The sequence below is a fragment of the Staphylococcus sp. HMSC072B07 genome (genome assembly GCF_001815505.1).
Taxonomy (GTDB): Bacteria; Bacillota; Bacilli; order Staphylococcales; family Staphylococcaceae; genus Staphylococcus; species Staphylococcus simulans.
In genome coordinates this window covers 13482-29136 of the sequence record NZ_KV820935.1, presented here as the reverse complement: position 1 = coordinate 29136, position 15655 = coordinate 13482, and the positions used below count along the sequence as shown (strand labels likewise).

Below are 15655 nucleotides of genomic sequence, written 5' to 3'. Positions count from 1 at the left end.
TGATTATCACCAGTCCTAAATAGTATAGAGCCATAAAACCTAAAGGCCGACAACCTTTAGGTTTATTTTTTATGCATAGCTATATTCATAAATTTTCTTGAGTCGACCGACTTCTACCGCACAGACGTGTTGATGTGTTAAATCTACGAGTGATAAACGTTTACCGTGTCCTGCGCCTGTATCGATATCAATCGTATGGTCTGCGACGTGAATACGATGTTGTTTAACCCCTAATCGTTTCGTCGGCACATGACCATGTACGACACATTTTCCTTTAATTTTTCGCGATAATTTTGCGGGCGGTTCAAACCCAGATACTTCTTTTAATTTTTGTTTGGATAAACACTTCTTAGGGTTAACTCCTGCATGAACAAATAAGTAATCCCCAATATGTGCCATACTGTCGAATTGTTTTAAGACAGCTTTCCATTTGCGTTTCTCTTTTTCTTTTGACTTCATCCAGCGTACATCATGATTGCCTAATAAAACAATCGCACCTTCACGATGTAACTGTTGTACCATTTTAAGGGTCCCATCAGAATCAGGTCCATGATTGACATAATCCCCTAACAAAACCAGCTGATCACGTTTAGGATTATAATCTACATAAGCAAGTAAGGTTGCGAGTGCTTCTTTATGTCCATGAATATCTGATGAGACGAGTAATCTGCCTTTCATGATGATGCATGCCTCCTTTATCGTGTTCTCTCTATTTTGTTTGCTTGTTTTTAGTATAGCGAAAAACTGCCGAATTGTTTTTTAAATTTTTGTAAAGTTAGAAAGAGGTTGGGTGAAGCGGTGGTGTATCATTCAAGTTGATATAATAAACCAGACGATCTGTCCATTCCCCGTTCTCAAAAATAAATTGTGTTCTGGTACATTCATACTCAAAACCGCACTTCTTCAATAAGGCGATGGAGGCATGATTACCTGGATGTACATGGGCTTCTAGTCGATGATATTTTAAACGCTTAGCGATTTTAAATATGGCAGTAAAAGCTTCATACGCATAACCTTGACGCCAAAATTGATTATGAATCGCATAACCGCATTCTGCCCATTGAAAATGTTGACGTGCTAACGTTACTAAATTGAAGTTGCCGAGATGTACACCATCAGCTTTGCGAAATACACCAAAGACATAAGTATCATCTGATTGAATAAGCGCTTGTTGTTGTACAATCAAACGCTGAAACCACGCTTTAGAGTAATGAGATATCTCTAAACAACCTTCATCAAAAGGACTTTGAGGCATGGCTCGACCTGCATAACCTTTTACCCATTGCTCATAATCTTCTGTATTCATTGGTTTGACTTCTAACCGTTCTGTTGTTTCTGTTAAGTATTCAAACTGCATCTCTTCCCTCCTCTCTTCTAATCTGGATTATTCACATTCTTACGCTTTTTCATTCAAAAATGTTATATTTAAATTGAAATTAACTAAATAATAATTCTAAAAGGAGGTCATCCTATGTCATTCAAGGAATATGTAGAAGATGTTGTAGAAACAATCAAACATATGCGCTTTGGTTCTAAAAACGGTATTATCATGATTGTTTCTGCCATTGTGTTAAGTGCGATCACAACACCAATTATCGGTCTTCCATTAGGCGCTTGGATTGGTTACTATTTAGAGAAAAACGGTAAATAATTTTGATAGACGCTATGTAAAGAAATCCCTTGAGACACTTTATTAAAGTACTCAAGGGATTTTTATTTATTTTTGAAGTACTAACAAGTCACTTGTGAGATGACGTGTAGCTTGATAGGCTTGTTGGTAAATTTCAAAGTATGCTTCATACGTCTGATGACGTTTTAAATCAGGTTGGAACACTTTTGAATAATGAATAAAGGCCTCTGCACAATCTTTCAATGAATCATACCAGCCTAAGCTGTATGCTGCTAACATTGCTGCACCCATACTTGGTCCTTCTTCATGTTTCAACTTATAGATTTCAGTGTTGAAGACATCTGCTTGAAGTTGGAGCCAGAAATCACTCTTAGCACCGCCACCTGTTGAGACAATCTTAGTCACATTGCGTCCAATACTACGCAAGTATACTAATGAATCATATAAAGAATACGTAATACCCTCTACCACTGCACGTCCAAAATCACCACGTGTATGATTACCTGTAATACCAATAAAGCTGCCTCGAATTGACGCATCACCATGCGGTGTACGCTCTCCAACTAGATAAGGTGTAAAGATTAAACCGTGTGCACCAATTTGAGACGCTTCAGCATCTTTCATTAAAGTGGTGAAATCATCTTCAGGATAAAATTCACGTTTAAACCAACTCAAACTATAGCCTGCACTTAACGTCACACCCATTAAATAGTTAACATCCGGTACCGCATGATTCATCAAATGAATTTTATGACCATAGCCTTCTGATTCTCCGACAGGTTCGCAAATTAATAACACACCTGATGTACCGATACTACAAATCGCATCATCAGGATGAATCACGCCTGAGCCTAGCGCTGCACATGCATTGTCTGCCCCACCCGCAAAAACAGGTACAGGTTTATTAAGAGACAATTGTTGTTGTAACTCAGCTTTTAATACACCGACTTGTGCGTGTGATTCAACTAAGTCTGGATAAATATGGTCTGGAATATCAAACGAAGCACCTAACGCTTTATCCCATGCCTTAGTTTGTGGATTTAATAACATCGTTGCAGCCGCATCTGAATACTCTGTGTGCAATACACCTGTTAACGCAAAGCGTAAATAGTCTTTCGGCAACATAAACGTATCAATTTGTTTAAATAAATCCGGTTCATGTTGTTGTACCCATAAGAGTTTAGTCAGTGTAAATCCTTCGACCACAGGATTACCAAGAACTTGATCACCATACTTCGCTTTGATTTGTTCACATTGAGGAGTCGTACGTGTATCGTTCCATAAAATTGCACGTCTTAATGGTTGACCTGCCTGTTCTACAATAACAAGTCCATGCATTTGACCTGAAAATGAAAGACCTTCAATCGAAACATCTGATAATACTGGTTGTGCTAATAAATGATGGAGCCCATTTACTGCAGCTGCCACCCATTCTTCTGGTGCTTGTTCTGAATAACCTGGATAGTCGTGATAAAGTTTGAGCGGTTCACTTTGTGTGCCGAGTACATTGCCTAAGCGATCGACCGCAATCAGTTTAATTGCGCTCGTTCCTAAATCGATGCCAATCACCGCTTCTGTTGTCATGTAAATCATCCTTTCCAAACGATTGAATACGAGTATTTTGATGAATCAAGTATTACTTTTTATCTCATTAGTTATAGTATAGCGTTTTCATTTATATAAATATATATCCTTTATACTAAATTTATCTTTATTATGTATACATCGGTATGCTAGAAACCTCACATACCTTATTACTCAAAAAAGCACACGAGCAACGTTTGCTCGTGTGTCTTTGATTGATGTTATTAAGAATTCCATAAATCCGCTAAACCTTGGAATGATAAGAATCCTGTTACGATTGTTACGAGTACAGCAAGTACACCGAACATTAACATCCATGTTGGATGCTTGTAATCGCCGACAATTGATTTCTTCTTACTTGCGATTAAAATAACACCTAATGTAATCGGTAAGATTAAACCGTTTAACGCACCTGCGATGATTAATAATTTAACTGGTTTACCGATTAATAAGAATGTAATCGTTGAAACAACGATGAACACAATCACAATGATATTACTGCGTTTCATCAATGATTTGCTTAACGTTTTCAAGAATGTCGCACTTGTGTACGCTGAGCCGATTACTGATGATAAGGCAGCTGCGAATAATACGATACCGAAGATATTCTTACCAATTGGTCCAAGTGCGTGTTCGAATACTGATGCTGGCGGGTTTTCAGGGTTTAATGTCACACCTGTAACAACCACACCTAATACAGCTAAGAATAATAAACCACGCATGACACCTGTTGTTAAGATACCAGCAATCGCTGAATGGTTAACAAACGGAAGATAGTCTTTCCCTTTGATTCCTGAATCCAAGATTCTGTGTGCACCTGCGAATGTGATATAACCACCTACAGTACCACCAATTAATGTGATAATCGGTAATACTAAAGCACCTGGATGTTCAGGCATAACCATTTTCTCTGCAGCTTCTAAGTATGGTGGATTTGATTTCACCATTACATATGCTGTAATACCAATCATCATTACCCCTAAGATCATCGTTACGAAGTCCATCACTTTTTGACCGCTCTTACTAATGAATACGCCAATTGCTAAAATGGCTGTAATTGCGGCACCCCATTTTACATCAATACCGAAAATCGCATTTAAACCTAAACCGGCTCCTGCGACGTTACCGATATTGAAGGCCAGACCACCGATCGCAACTAAAATGGAAATGAAGGTCCCTAACCCTTTAACCATTTTGTTCGCGATTTCTTGTCCACGTAAGCCTGTCACAACCAAGATACGCCAAATATTGATTTGCGCTCCGATATCAATAATGATAGATAATAAGATCGCAAACGCGAAACTTGCGGCGAATTGTTGTGTGAAAACCGCTGTTTGTGTTAAGAACGCTGGACCGATGGCTGATGTCGCCATTAAGAAGACTGACCCTAATAACAGTCTCTTATGTTCCTTAGTGAACTGGAACTCCGGTTTGTTTTGTTTGTTTTCTCCCATAGATTAACCCCCTAATTTCGTAATCGAAATACCTTCTTTCGTTAGTCTTTCTCGTATTTTCGATACGAATTCCAATGCATGCGCGCCATCGCCATGCACACAAATTGTATCTGCTTTAAGCTCAATTTCTTTTCCTGTTTTCGCAATGACTTTGTTTTCTTTAACCATCTTCACAACCTGTTCAATCGCTTCATCCGTATCCGTTAACACAGCGTCAGCTTCTTTACGGCTTACTAGTTGACCGTTTTCTTCATAACGTCTGTCTGCGAATACTTCATTTGCGGCTTTCAAACCGAATGCTTCGGCTTCTGATACTAATAATGTATTGGATAAGCCCACTAAAATTAGTGATGGGTCCACGTCATATACTGCTTGTGCAATTGCGTGTGCAATATCTTTGTCACGCGCACCCATGTTATATAAGGCACCATGAGGTTTAACATGATTGATTTTGACATCGTGAATACGGCAAAACGCTGATAAAGCACCAATTTGGTATGCAACCAAGGTATAAATCTCATCAGGTGATAAATCCATATTACGGCGTCCGAAACCTTGAATATCATGGAAGCCTGGGTGTGCACCGATGCCCACACCGTTTTCTTTCGCAAGTTTCACAGTTTCATACATTACATTTTCATCGCCTGCGTGGAATCCGCAGGCAATGTTTGCGGAGGTAATCAAAGGAATAATTTGATGATCTCCACCGAATGAATAATTACCGAATGCTTCGCCTAAATCACAATTCAAATCTATTTTCATGTTAAAGCAGCCCCCTTAGTAATTTGATGACGGTCTAAGAATTTAATATCGACATCTTTAGCATCACCATCAGCGTATGCTGGATATGATAATACCGCATACAAGAAATCAGCCGTTGTTGAGAAACCGTCAATGACCATTTCATCAAGTGTTGCTTTTAATTTCTCAATCGCATGCGTACGGTTTGCACCTTTGACGATCACTTTTGCAACAAGTGAATCATAGTAAGGTGACACGACATAACCTGGATACAATAATGAATCGACACGTACATTGAAACCTTGTGGTAAATGTAATGCTTTGACTTTACCTGGTGAAGGTTGGAATTTACGTTCTGGATTTTCTGCGTTGATACGTGCTTCAATCACGTGGCCAGTGAAGTGAATATCATCTTGGCTGAATGGCAGTTCTCCATGTTTCATTAAGTAAAGTTGTGCTTGTAATAAATCTCTGTCAGCACGCATTTCTGTGACAGTATGTTCTACTTGGATACGTGCGTTCATTTCGATGAAATAATATGCATCATCAGTTACTAAGAACTCGATTGTACCCGCACTACGGTAATTAGATGCTTGCGCAACTTTAACCGCGTCTTCACAAATCTTTTGACGCTTTTCTTCTGATAGTGCTGCACATGGTGATTCTTCGATTAATTTTTGGTTTTTACGTTGTACTGAACAGTCACGTTCACCTAAGTGTACATAATTTTCTTTACCGTCACCGATAACTTGTACTTCTACGTGTTTCGCAACTGGAATAAATGCTTCAACGTAAATACGATCATCATCGAAGTATTTTTTACCTTCGCTTTGCGCTTCTTTAAAAGCTTTCTCTAAATGTTCTGGTTCTTTAACGATACGGATACCTTTACCGCCACCGCCGCTTGCGGCTTTTAATACGACTGGATAACCGATATCTTTAGCAATTTCTTTAATTTCATCAACAGAATGTACCGCACCGATAGAACCTGGGATAATCGGCACATCGGCAGATTCAACTGTTTGACGTGCAGTGATTTTATCACCCATCATTTCCATCGTACGTTTTGTCGGTCCAATAAAGTAGATATCATTTTCTTCTACTTTTTGCGCAAAGTTAGGGCTTTCTGATAAGAAACCATAACCTGGATGGATTGCATTGGCACCTGTAATTTCTGCTGCTGCAATAATACGATTAATATTTAAATAGCTATCAAGCGGATTCGCTTCGCCAATACAAATGGCTTGGTCTGCTAAACTGACATGCAGACTCTTTTCGTCTCCTTTCGCATATACGGCTACTGTTTCAACGCCCACTTCACGGCAGGCACGAATAATACGTACAGCGATTTCTCCTCTATTCGCAATTAAACAACGATACATGATAATTTCTCACCCCTTTACTTAACTTCAATCAGTGCTTGGTCATATTCTACATTTGTGCCATGATCAACTAAGATATCTGTAACTTCGCCTTCTACTTCACTAGTTACTTCATTCATGACTTTCATTGCTTCGATATAACCGATAACATCGCCTTTTTTAATTTTGTCTCCGACTTTCACAATCGGTTCAGTTAATTCTTTTGTATCTTGCAAGAAGAATGTGCCGACCATTGGCGCATTCACTGTTTCACCAGATGCTTGGTTATCAGCTTGTGGTTCTTGAGCCGCTTCTGGTGCTGGATTAGATGTTGCTTGATTTTGAATTTGTGTTGCTGGTTGTGTTTGTTGCGGTGATGAAAAATCTAATTCAATTTCATGTGCCTCATCTTTATATTTGAACTTGTTCACCTTGTTCTCTTTAACTAAGTTAATTAAATCTTTGATTTCTTCTAATTTCATTTCTATTCATCCCCCTCTAGTAATTCGCTAATACGTTTTGATGTTGTTCTCATTTCCCTCATGTCAAACAACGGTTCTTTTTCTATTGCTTCTAATGAAGCTTCGAAACCTTTATTATAATCATCTAAATGTTGAATGGCTTCTTCCACAGTTACCCACTCAAAGTTCACTTTTTGACCGGGTTGTTTTTGTGCTAAGACACTTAAGTCTGACTGGCAGACTGTCGCAATCTTAGTGTAACCGCCGACTGTTTGTTTATCATTCATCAATACAATCGGGTTACCGTCATTCGGTACTTGTACACTGCCGAGTGCAACAGGTTCAGAAATAATATCTGCACTGTCAGTCGGCGGAATAGAAGCACCCTTCAAACGAAAGCCCATACGATCCGATTGTTCAGAAATCTCAAAAGGTTCTGACACTAACCCTTCATGGCTAGCATCAGGGAAGCTGTCATATTGCGGACCTTCCACAACTCTGATCGCATCTGTCCCTTCATGGATTAAATCTAAATCGCTCGTATAACCGACATGACGACGGTAATCATTATTATAATGAACCGGAATCATATCATCTTTTCTTAATGCACGGCCATGGAAACCGCCCATTTTAGTACGTGTATGCGTCGCATAACTTCCTGCAACTTCAGGTACGTCAATCGGATGACCGAAGTGTAAATAACCTCTTGCTCCTTTAATTGCGGCGTTTAATGCGAGTACATCACCTTTATATACTTGTACAACCGTTTGGTGGGAAATCGGCTCACCATTCAATGTTGCTTTAAATTCTGCGCCTGTAATAACTACAGTATTATCTTCTAAGAATTGTAATGTCGGTCCGATAATAGTTGCTTCGATTGCTGGACCTTCATTACCGATTAATTGTGTACCTAAACGGTAACTATATCTATCTAATGCACCTGCACTAGAGAAACCTTCTTTTTGGTAACCATAACGTCCGATATCTTGAATTGTTGAGAATAGTCCTGGTTTAATAATTCTAATGCTCATCTTGAACAGTCACCCATCTTTCTATATCAAAATCAGGATCGTTTTTCTGTGCGATAATCTCATCATACGTATCTTGTGAGATTTGATAGAATTCAATACGATCTCCCGCTTCATAAAGTGTCATTGGTTCACGGTCCAAGTCGAACACATCTAAAGGTGTACGTCCGATAATTTGCCAACCGCCTGGCGAATCTTGCGGATACAAACCAGTTTGGTTTTTCGCAATGCCGACAGAGCCAGCATCAATACGTACTCTTGGTTCATCCCTTCTTGGTGTATACAGACGCTCATCTAATCCACCAAGATATGGGAAACCAGGCATAAATCCTAGCATATAAATTAAATAAGTTGGTTCTGTATGTAATTGAATCACATCTTCAACTGTTAAATCATTAAGCTTAGCGACTTCTTCAATATCAGGTCCGTATTTTCCTCCATAAATGACTGGAATACGTACCACTTTGGAGCTTTCTGACGTCTCAATATCACTTACATCGAGCGTATCAAGCTTCAAGTCTTCGATTAATGCTTTCGCATGAATCTTATGATCATCGAAGTGAATCATCACTGCACGATAAGACGGTACAATCTCTTTAATCGCTTCATGATCTTGGCGTTCCAAATAAACCACAAGTTGTTGGACTTTCTTGAATGTCTCAGGTGCAATCTGTGGTTCAAAGCGAACTAAGATAGCTTGTTCACTGATAATTTGGTAATCCATTGTTTTGCCTCCCCTTTGTGTTAGGTAATACTGAACATCTATCCAGACGTTCTTTCCTTTGTTTAAGAATGTGACTGCACAAACTGAAACTCAGCTTCAGCTCGGGCAGTCTTTATATGTTTAACATTGTTATCTCTTCAGTTGTTAAGATACTTTTGAAAATTGTAACCGTTTTAAAAACGGCCAACAAATTTAATTATAACATTTATGCCCCATCCGTATCGATTAACTTGGGTATTAAAATCACAACTCAAATTCTATAAGAAATTTTAATAATATGAAATCATGCCTTTTATCGCCATTTTCATAAGTTTTCTGACAATTTAGATGAAAACCTTTTCATGCGTATTGTTTTAATATAATACATTTGTTGCCTAAGTAAAAGACTTTTTTTGCTATAATTTTACACTTCGAATTGTGTTTAATTTAATATCCAATGGTACAACAGGGTTTAGACGATATTACAATCCTATTAAATTTCTGATTTTATTTGTCAGAAATACGATTATCCTAGGAATCTGAAGATTTCTTTATCATAAAGTTTAAAGATTTTGATGAAAATAAAGTGCGCGATATAAGCAACCGTAAATGGAACGACAAAGAATGCTGTGATAATCAAGACTAATTTCAACCAAACTTCATCAACATGCATAAATCTAAAGGCATTAATCGGTCCGACCATACCGATAATACCGAAACCTGCAGACTCTTTTGTTCCGCCAATACCGATAAAACTTGCCACAAAACCTGAAATGGCTGCGGTAACTGTAATCGGTACTAACATCACAGGATATTTAACCATATTTGGAAGCATCATCTTAACACCGCCTAGTAAAATTGTGGCAGGAACACCGAGACGGTTTACAGTGATTGTCCCAAAGACTAATGTTGCTTCAGCTGCTGTAATACCGATTGATGCTGCACCAGCTGCTAGACCGCTGATACCGATGGCCATAGATGTTGCTACTGTGGAAATCGGTGAAATGATGATCATACTATAAGCAATCGCAATCAGCATACACATTAACACTGGCTGCATCTCTGTAAAGGTATTAATGATATGTCCAATACCTGTAGTGACTAATTTTACGTATGGCAAAGTATGTAATGTAATAAAACCCGTAATAACTGCTACAAAGGTAGGTAAAATGATTAAATTCAAGCTTCCGAAGCGTTCACCAATGAATAAAATTAAAAGTGAGGCGATTGAAGCTGCTAACATCGTATTGATCAAGTCACCAATACCTGTGATTACCCATGCACCATTTTTAAATTGCGCTGCCCCACTTCCGATAAATGAAGCTGCCGCAACAACCGCAATGCCAAGCGGTGTGAATTTAAAGCGATGTGCGACTAACGCGCCGACCAACATCGGCACCGTAAATTGAATGGCTGTTGCTACTTGTAATAGAACACCTGCTGATTTAGAGTACGGTGATAATGCTTTTAAAATTTCCCCTAATACCGCATGCGGTACGAGTCCTGCGATAATTGCGAATGCGACCCCGTTTAATACGTTATAAAAAAATGTACCCACCGACACCTTGGTACCTGGTCTTGTCATAGTTCCTCCCATACATTCTCCTCCGTTTTCTGTGTTGTTAATTATGTTTTTAATATTTTGATAATTCTAATATTTAAAATACTTAAAGTCAATATCTGCTCGAATTTAATAATGGTTTTAAGAACATATAATAGTAAGAAACCACTAAAATGGTAGAATGAATTATCTTATAACCCTTTCTAAATAAGCTATCTTTTGTATCACAATAAAAAAAAGACAGAAACCACACATATGATTACTGTCTCATTAATGTATTAATCGATAAATTTAAAGATTTCTTCATCATAAATTTTAAATATTTTACTATAAACAAAGTGCGCGATAAACGCAGTAATAAATGGAACGATAAAGAATGCGACTGCACAAAGTATCGCTTTAAGCCAGAAGTCCCCGTAATCTAAAAATCTGAACGCATTGATCGGTCCAACTAAACCGATGATACCGAAACCAGCTGATTCTTTCGTTCCTCCAATACCGATTAAACTTGCCACAAAACCTGTTACTGCAGCAGTCGTAGTAATCGGTAAGAAAATAATCGGATGACGTACTAAGTTCGGCAACATCATTTTAACGCCACCTAAAAAGATTGTCATCGGTACACCTAAACGATTAACGCACAATGTTCCGATTGTTAATACTGCTTCTACTGCCGCTATACCGATAGAAGCTGAACCTGCAGCCAATCCTTCAATACCGATTGCCATGGATAATGCGGCAGTTGAAATTGGCGAAATAACAATTGATGCATAAACTAATGAAATCAAAATACACATCGGTATCGGTTGTAATTCAGTAAAACTGTTGACCATATTACCGATGGCTGTTGTGACGAGTTTGACATAAGGTAGTGTATGCAATGCGATGAAACCTGTACTTACTGCCACAAATGTTGGTAATATAATCAAGTTCAAGCTGCCAAAACGTTCACCAATAAACAAAATCATAAGTGAAGCGATTGCAGCTGCGAACATAGTGTTGATTAAGTCACCAATACCTGTGATAACCCATGCATTATGTTTAAAGACGACAGCGCCACTACCGATAAAGGAAGCCGCTGAAACTACCGCGATACCTAAAGGTGTAAATTTAAAACGATACGCAACTAACGCACCGATTAAACAAGGCACCGCAAATTGAATAGCCGTCGTAACGTGTAGTAATTGAGTAAAGACTGGATTGAATGGGACAAGTGCTTTTAAGATTTCTCCTAAAATCGCATTCGGGATTAAACCTGCTACGATACCAATCGCAACCCCATTTAATAAGTTAAAAAGAAAATATTTGGGACCTATCTTGGTCCCTGGATGTGTGGGTGAAGTATGATTCATCGCTGTGTGTTCCATAAAAAGACTCCTCTCGTGATGCAAAAGACCTGATGTTTTCGTAATTTTCAGAATTATTGTATGCCTATCATTAAAGTATGTCAATGACAGAAAATAGAAAAAAGCAGCCGAAGCTGCTTAAAAATTACAGAGTACTGAACTATTCACTTTTACGTTTTCTACTAGCCATAACAGTTACCATACCTATTAATGAAATACACAAGCCAAAGATTACTAATACAAGATTTATTTCAGCTTCACCGGCTGCTGGTAATTCTTGTGATTGAGATGCATCAATTGATCTTGCTTCTGAAATTAATGCAGCAACTTTTTCATTATATTCAGTCGTAGACATTTTACCTGTATCTTTCAGATGTGTTAATTGAACTAACTTAGTTTGGTAAGGTTCATCTAATTTGATATTTTCAAATCCGATATTTGCCCATCCGTCACCGTCTGGATCCAATTCATCAGAAACTACTTCACCCGTAACTGCTTTAGCTGCTTGCGCTTCTGCACCTTTCACAATGTCTTCAATTCCAGTAAAAATTAATGCTACCGCAACTAACGTTGTTAAAAAGATACCGATTTTTCTCATTATAGGCCTCCTAAGTTTATCTAGTTTACTCATCTTTAACGTAACCAAACTTGCCTTCTTTAAAAACCCTATTTACAGTAACTAAACAAACTTTGCGGAATGTTCGTAAATGAAATAGAGGTGGCTCATTTTTTCACTGTCTCATCGAACAATGCTAAAATTTATTAACAAAGAAACTGACATGGATGCACTAATCCCCTCACTACTACGAATAGCGAGGGAATTTTTAAATATGATTATAAACTTCTATTTATCGTTTTATTCATGATTACTATATTATTAATGTGCTTGTACTTTTCCTTTTTCTTTTAGCATCAATGCTGCTACTAAACCAACCACAAGTAATAGCGCTGCTAAATAGAACCCAATGGCCATTGAACCTGTAAGATCGGTTAAGAAGCCTGTAATGTATGGGGCTAAGATTGAAGCGGTCATTCCGATGAAGTTATAAACACTGAATGATGTACCTAATGCACTTTTAGGCGCATTATCCGCAACAACAGCAATTAAAACTGGGTTTGTACTGATTTTACCAACAATTCCATAGCCGATTAATGCAATATATAGAATGACTAAGTTATCGAAAAATACAATAGATGCTGTAAAAATAAACGCTAACGGTAACATAATCATTAATACTGGTTTTCTTCTTCCTAACTTATCTGATAACCAACTAAAGAATAAAGAGCCTGGAATAGCTGCCCAAGGTACGAGTGATGCAACAAAAGCTACCTGTGCACCATTGATACCTCTTTCTGATTCTAAGTAATACGGTAACCAAGTAATAATCATAAAGAATCCATAAATGGAACAGAAGATAATAATATAAGCTAGAATTAGATTTCGATTTTTAAATAAACTAGACATTTTAAATGGCGCTATATTTTCGTCTTGCTGCACTTGTTTACGTGGGCGTTCTTTAATAATACGATACATTAAAAACGCGATGATAAGTATCGGTACTGCCATAATATAAAATGGTATTCTCCAGCTCATTCCCATCTCAGAAACTGAAATACTCGAGATAAAATAACCGATTGATGTTCCAAAAGCCATACCACTATTAATTAAAGCACTGCCTAAAGTGATATTTTTTTCTGGTATAGCTTCTGACGAAAGTGCATATTGTGGACCATAGAACATACCTTGTGCTAAACCTACAATCACCCATGCGATAACAAATAAGAAATAGCTAGGCATCAAACCTGTAATAACCATAAAGATACCAAAAACTAAAAAACTAGGTACTAATATTTTCTTTCGACCTATTTTATCCCCCATGATACCTGAAGGAATTTGTGTAACGGTATAACCAATAAAGAACAAACTCATTATTAATCCTAATTGAGCATTATCTAAGGTAAATTCAGCTTTAATATTACCCATAATCGGATTTAATATTGTGCGTGCTGCATAAATAACTAACCAACCTAATGTAAAGACTGCAACAAGTTTTATCCAATATCGATTACTAACTTGATTTGCTTTGTTGTTATTCATAATGATCGCTCCTTTAAAATTACTTTCAATTTAAGCTTACCGAACATAAAAAAGGCGAACATTGGCAAAAATTCCAATTTTCACACGACCTTTTGACTACTTTAAACAATTTTAATTTTTATGAATAACAATGCTACTTAATTCTCATTCTTTTTATTAAAAACCAATAATTTTCACACTTCCGTCATACAATTTTCAAAATATGACAAACATTTGTCCTTTCATCTATTTAAAAATCTGTAATAATATAATGTAGCTTTTATATAAAGCGAAATCATTATATTTTATATAGATAAAGAGGTAAATTATGAAACCCAACACATTTAATCCTATGCAGCGATTACACTTTTACGCTGCGGTCTTTATTACGCCTTTATTAATTACTTTGACTTTGTCAGGTATTGCTTATCTTTTCTTCCCTGAAGTTGAAAATCAATTGTATAAGCACGAATTCTATGGTCAAAGCGAACATACAAAACAACAATCTATGACCGATGCGATTAAACAAATCGAAAAAGAACATCCTGGTTACACTATCAATAAAGTCAGTGTGATGGAGTCACCTTACAATAACCGCATCACAATTGGTGATATGGAAGGTAATTCTTACTATATTTTTCTAGACAATCATAACCAAATTGTCGATCAACAAAATGCGAAATACACCTATTCCAATATGGTCAGAAGTATACATAGTTCCCTTTCGACTGAAAATACTGCGATTAACTACTTAGTTGAATTAACCGCATGTTGGACTGTTTTTATGATATTATCTGGTATTTATATGTTAGTACGTAAAAAGTTATTAAAATCTAACAACAAAGTACTCAAATTCCAAAAATGGCATGCGATTGTCGGATTAATAATCGCCATTCCGATGTTAATCTTAGTCTTTACAGGCTTACCTTGGTCTGGCTTCATGGGTGCTAAAATCAATCAGATTTCAACTGCGTACCCACAATTAGGACAAACTCAACTCGTCGCAAATCCACCTAAATCAGAAGCCAATGAAATTCCATGGGCTTTAAGACAAAAAGCAGCACCACAATCAGAAGGTGGCGGGCATCACGGTAGTATGGCGATGCCGATGACAAATATTCCCGGTCAATTATCTTTGGATAAAGTGATTCACAACGCTGAAAAGCAAGGTTTAACACGTCCTTTTGCGATTGTTTATCCAACCAGTCCTGATGGTTCCTTTACGCTATCTAAAGCCAGCAATAGTGGTGTAACCGGCTTTGATGTCGCACCTGAAAAAGAAACCACACGTTATATGGACCAATATACTGGTAAACAATTAGGTAAAGTGGATTATCAAGATTACGGTATCCTAGCGAAATGGTTAACTTGGGGCATTCCGCTTCACGAAGGCCACCTCTTCGGTATGGCTAACAAAATTATTAACTTACTCGTATGTATCGCCTTTTTAGGCGGAATCATCTTTGGTTTCATGTCTTGGTTTAGACGCTTAAAACACATGAAACAAGCTGAAATGCTACCAAGACGTGTGAAAAAGCCGATGTCTATTTCACTTATAATTACTTTGATTATCTTAGGAGTTTTAATGCCTTTATTCGGCTTCTCACTCATTATCGTCTTTATTATAGAAACACTCTTATACTTGAAAGATAAGCGAAATAAACAATTGAATTAATCAACAGAAACAAACAGCGCAACCCTGGGAGGTT

General features: G+C 37.5%; 15 protein-coding genes. 2 read left to right on the top strand and 13 right to left on the bottom strand.

Annotation, left to right across the window (positions count from 1 at the left end):
* Nucleotides 1-69: 69 nt before the first annotated feature.
* Complete coding sequence (locus tag HMPREF3031_RS10090; RefSeq protein ID WP_002479869.1) at nt 70-678, bottom strand: metallophosphoesterase; 609 nt, start codon at nt 676-678, stop codon at nt 70-72.
* Nucleotides 679-775: 97 nt separating this feature from the next.
* Nucleotides 776-1357 carry a GNAT family N-acetyltransferase gene (locus HMPREF3031_RS10085; protein WP_002479870.1) on the bottom strand — a complete coding sequence of 194 codons (582 nt, stop codon included), beginning with the start codon at nt 1355-1357 and terminating at the stop codon, nt 776-778.
* 114 nt (nt 1358-1471) lie between these two features.
* On the opposite strand from HMPREF3031_RS10085, the gene HMPREF3031_RS10080 reads away from it, so the two are divergent.
* Nucleotides 1472-1651 carry a VraH family peptide resistance protein gene (locus HMPREF3031_RS10080; protein ID WP_002479871.1) on the top strand — a complete coding sequence of 60 codons (180 nt, stop codon included), beginning with the start codon at nt 1472-1474 and terminating at the stop codon, nt 1649-1651.
* 66 nt (nt 1652-1717) lie between these two features.
* Here the strand turns inward: HMPREF3031_RS10080 and xylB are convergent, their stop codons facing one another.
* The 11 genes from xylB to HMPREF3031_RS10025 all read right to left on the bottom strand — a co-directional run bounded on the left by xylB (nt 1718) and on the right by HMPREF3031_RS10025 (nt 13967).
* On the bottom strand, nt 1718-3214 hold the full coding sequence (gene xylB / locus HMPREF3031_RS10075) for a xylulokinase (protein WP_002479872.1): 1497 nt from the start codon (nt 3212-3214) through the stop codon (nt 1718-1720).
* Between the two features lie 224 nt (nt 3215-3438).
* Nucleotides 3439-4668, bottom strand: coding sequence for an NRAMP family divalent metal transporter (locus HMPREF3031_RS10070; RefSeq protein WP_002479873.1), 1230 nt, complete (start codon nt 4666-4668; stop codon nt 3439-3441).
* A 3-nt stretch (nt 4669-4671) separates the two neighbouring features.
* Complete coding sequence (pxpA, locus tag HMPREF3031_RS10065; RefSeq protein WP_002479874.1) at nt 4672-5430, bottom strand: 5-oxoprolinase subunit PxpA; 759 nt, start codon at nt 5428-5430, stop codon at nt 4672-4674.
* On the bottom strand, nt 5427-6791 hold the full coding sequence (locus HMPREF3031_RS10060; RefSeq protein ID WP_002479875.1) for an acetyl-CoA carboxylase biotin carboxylase subunit: 1365 nt from the start codon (nt 6789-6791) through the stop codon (nt 5427-5429). Before HMPREF3031_RS10060 ends, pxpA begins: the two co-directional genes overlap by 4 nt.
* A gap of 17 nt (nt 6792-6808) precedes the next feature.
* Nucleotides 6809-7252: an acetyl-CoA carboxylase biotin carboxyl carrier protein gene (locus HMPREF3031_RS10055; RefSeq protein WP_002479876.1), complete on the bottom strand. Its 444-nt coding sequence runs from the start codon at nt 7250-7252 to the stop codon at nt 6809-6811.
* Between the two features lie 2 nt (nt 7253-7254).
* A complete protein-coding gene (locus tag HMPREF3031_RS10050) occupies nt 7255-8262 on the bottom strand; it encodes a 5-oxoprolinase subunit C family protein (RefSeq protein ID WP_002479877.1) in 1008 nt (335 codons plus the stop codon).
* Nucleotides 8252-8983, bottom strand: a complete 732-nt coding sequence (gene pxpB, locus HMPREF3031_RS10045) for a 5-oxoprolinase subunit PxpB (RefSeq protein ID WP_002479878.1) — start codon at nt 8981-8983, stop codon at nt 8252-8254. The genes HMPREF3031_RS10050 and pxpB overlap by 11 nt, the downstream gene beginning before the upstream one ends.
* A gap of 505 nt (nt 8984-9488) precedes the next feature.
* Nucleotides 9489-10559, bottom strand: coding sequence for a PTS sugar transporter subunit IIC (locus HMPREF3031_RS10040; protein ID WP_002479879.1), 1071 nt, complete (start codon nt 10557-10559; stop codon nt 9489-9491).
* A 242-nt stretch (nt 10560-10801) separates the two neighbouring features.
* Complete coding sequence (locus HMPREF3031_RS10035) at nt 10802-11890, bottom strand: PTS sugar transporter subunit IIC (RefSeq protein ID WP_083317891.1); 1089 nt, start codon at nt 11888-11890, stop codon at nt 10802-10804.
* 139 nt (nt 11891-12029) lie between these two features.
* Nucleotides 12030-12467 (bottom strand): LPXTG cell wall anchor domain-containing protein, encoded by a 438-nt coding sequence (locus HMPREF3031_RS10030; RefSeq protein ID WP_070684328.1) that lies wholly within the window; start codon nt 12465-12467, stop codon nt 12030-12032.
* A gap of 279 nt (nt 12468-12746) precedes the next feature.
* Nucleotides 12747-13967 carry an MFS transporter gene (locus HMPREF3031_RS10025; RefSeq protein WP_002479882.1) on the bottom strand — a complete coding sequence of 407 codons (1221 nt, stop codon included), beginning with the start codon at nt 13965-13967 and terminating at the stop codon, nt 12747-12749.
* A gap of 307 nt (nt 13968-14274) precedes the next feature.
* Between HMPREF3031_RS10025 and HMPREF3031_RS10020 the strand changes: the two genes are divergently transcribed.
* Nucleotides 14275-15621 carry a PepSY-associated TM helix domain-containing protein gene (locus tag HMPREF3031_RS10020; protein ID WP_070724867.1) on the top strand — a complete coding sequence of 449 codons (1347 nt, stop codon included), beginning with the start codon at nt 14275-14277 and terminating at the stop codon, nt 15619-15621.
* Nucleotides 15622-15655 lie beyond the last annotated feature (34 nt).

Excerpts from the sequence above, each read along its gene's own strand:
- HMPREF3031_RS10030 (WP_070684328.1), bottom strand. The coding sequence starts at position 12,467 with ATGAGAAAAATCGGTATCTTTTTAACAACGTTAGTTGCGGTAGCATTA.
- HMPREF3031_RS10050 (WP_002479877.1), bottom strand. The coding sequence starts at position 8,262 with ATGAGCATTAGAATTATTAAACCAGGACTATTCTCAACAATTCAAGAT.
- HMPREF3031_RS10080 (WP_002479871.1), top strand. The coding sequence starts at position 1,472 with ATGTCATTCAAGGAATATGTAGAAGATGTTGTAGAAACAATCAAACAT.
- pxpB (WP_002479878.1), bottom strand. The coding sequence starts at position 8,983 with ATGGATTACCAAATTATCAGTGAACAAGCTATCTTAGTTCGCTTTGAA.
- HMPREF3031_RS10090 (WP_002479869.1), bottom strand. The coding sequence starts at position 678 with ATGAAAGGCAGATTACTCGTCTCATCAGATATTCATGGACATAAAGAA.
- HMPREF3031_RS10055 (WP_002479876.1), bottom strand. The coding sequence starts at position 7,252 with ATGAAATTAGAAGAAATCAAAGATTTAATTAACTTAGTTAAAGAGAAC.
- xylB (WP_002479872.1), bottom strand. The coding sequence starts at position 3,214 with ATGACAACAGAAGCGGTGATTGGCATCGATTTAGGAACGAGCGCAATT.
- pxpA (WP_002479874.1), bottom strand. The coding sequence starts at position 5,430 with ATGAAAATAGATTTGAATTGTGATTTAGGCGAAGCATTCGGTAATTAT.
- HMPREF3031_RS10070 (WP_002479873.1), bottom strand. The coding sequence starts at position 4,668 with ATGGGAGAAAACAAACAAAACAAACCGGAGTTCCAGTTCACTAAGGAA.
- HMPREF3031_RS10040 (WP_002479879.1), bottom strand. The coding sequence starts at position 10,559 with ATGGGAGGAACTATGACAAGACCAGGTACCAAGGTGTCGGTGGGTACA.
- HMPREF3031_RS10060 (WP_002479875.1), bottom strand. The coding sequence starts at position 6,791 with ATGTATCGTTGTTTAATTGCGAATAGAGGAGAAATCGCTGTACGTATT.
- HMPREF3031_RS10035 (WP_083317891.1), bottom strand. The coding sequence starts at position 11,890 with ATGGAACACACAGCGATGAATCATACTTCACCCACACATCCAGGGACC.
- HMPREF3031_RS10085 (WP_002479870.1), bottom strand. The coding sequence starts at position 1,357 with ATGCAGTTTGAATACTTAACAGAAACAACAGAACGGTTAGAAGTCAAA.
- HMPREF3031_RS10025 (WP_002479882.1), bottom strand. The coding sequence starts at position 13,967 with ATGAATAACAACAAAGCAAATCAAGTTAGTAATCGATATTGGATAAAA.
- HMPREF3031_RS10020 (WP_070724867.1), top strand. The coding sequence starts at position 14,275 with ATGAAACCCAACACATTTAATCCTATGCAGCGATTACACTTTTACGCT.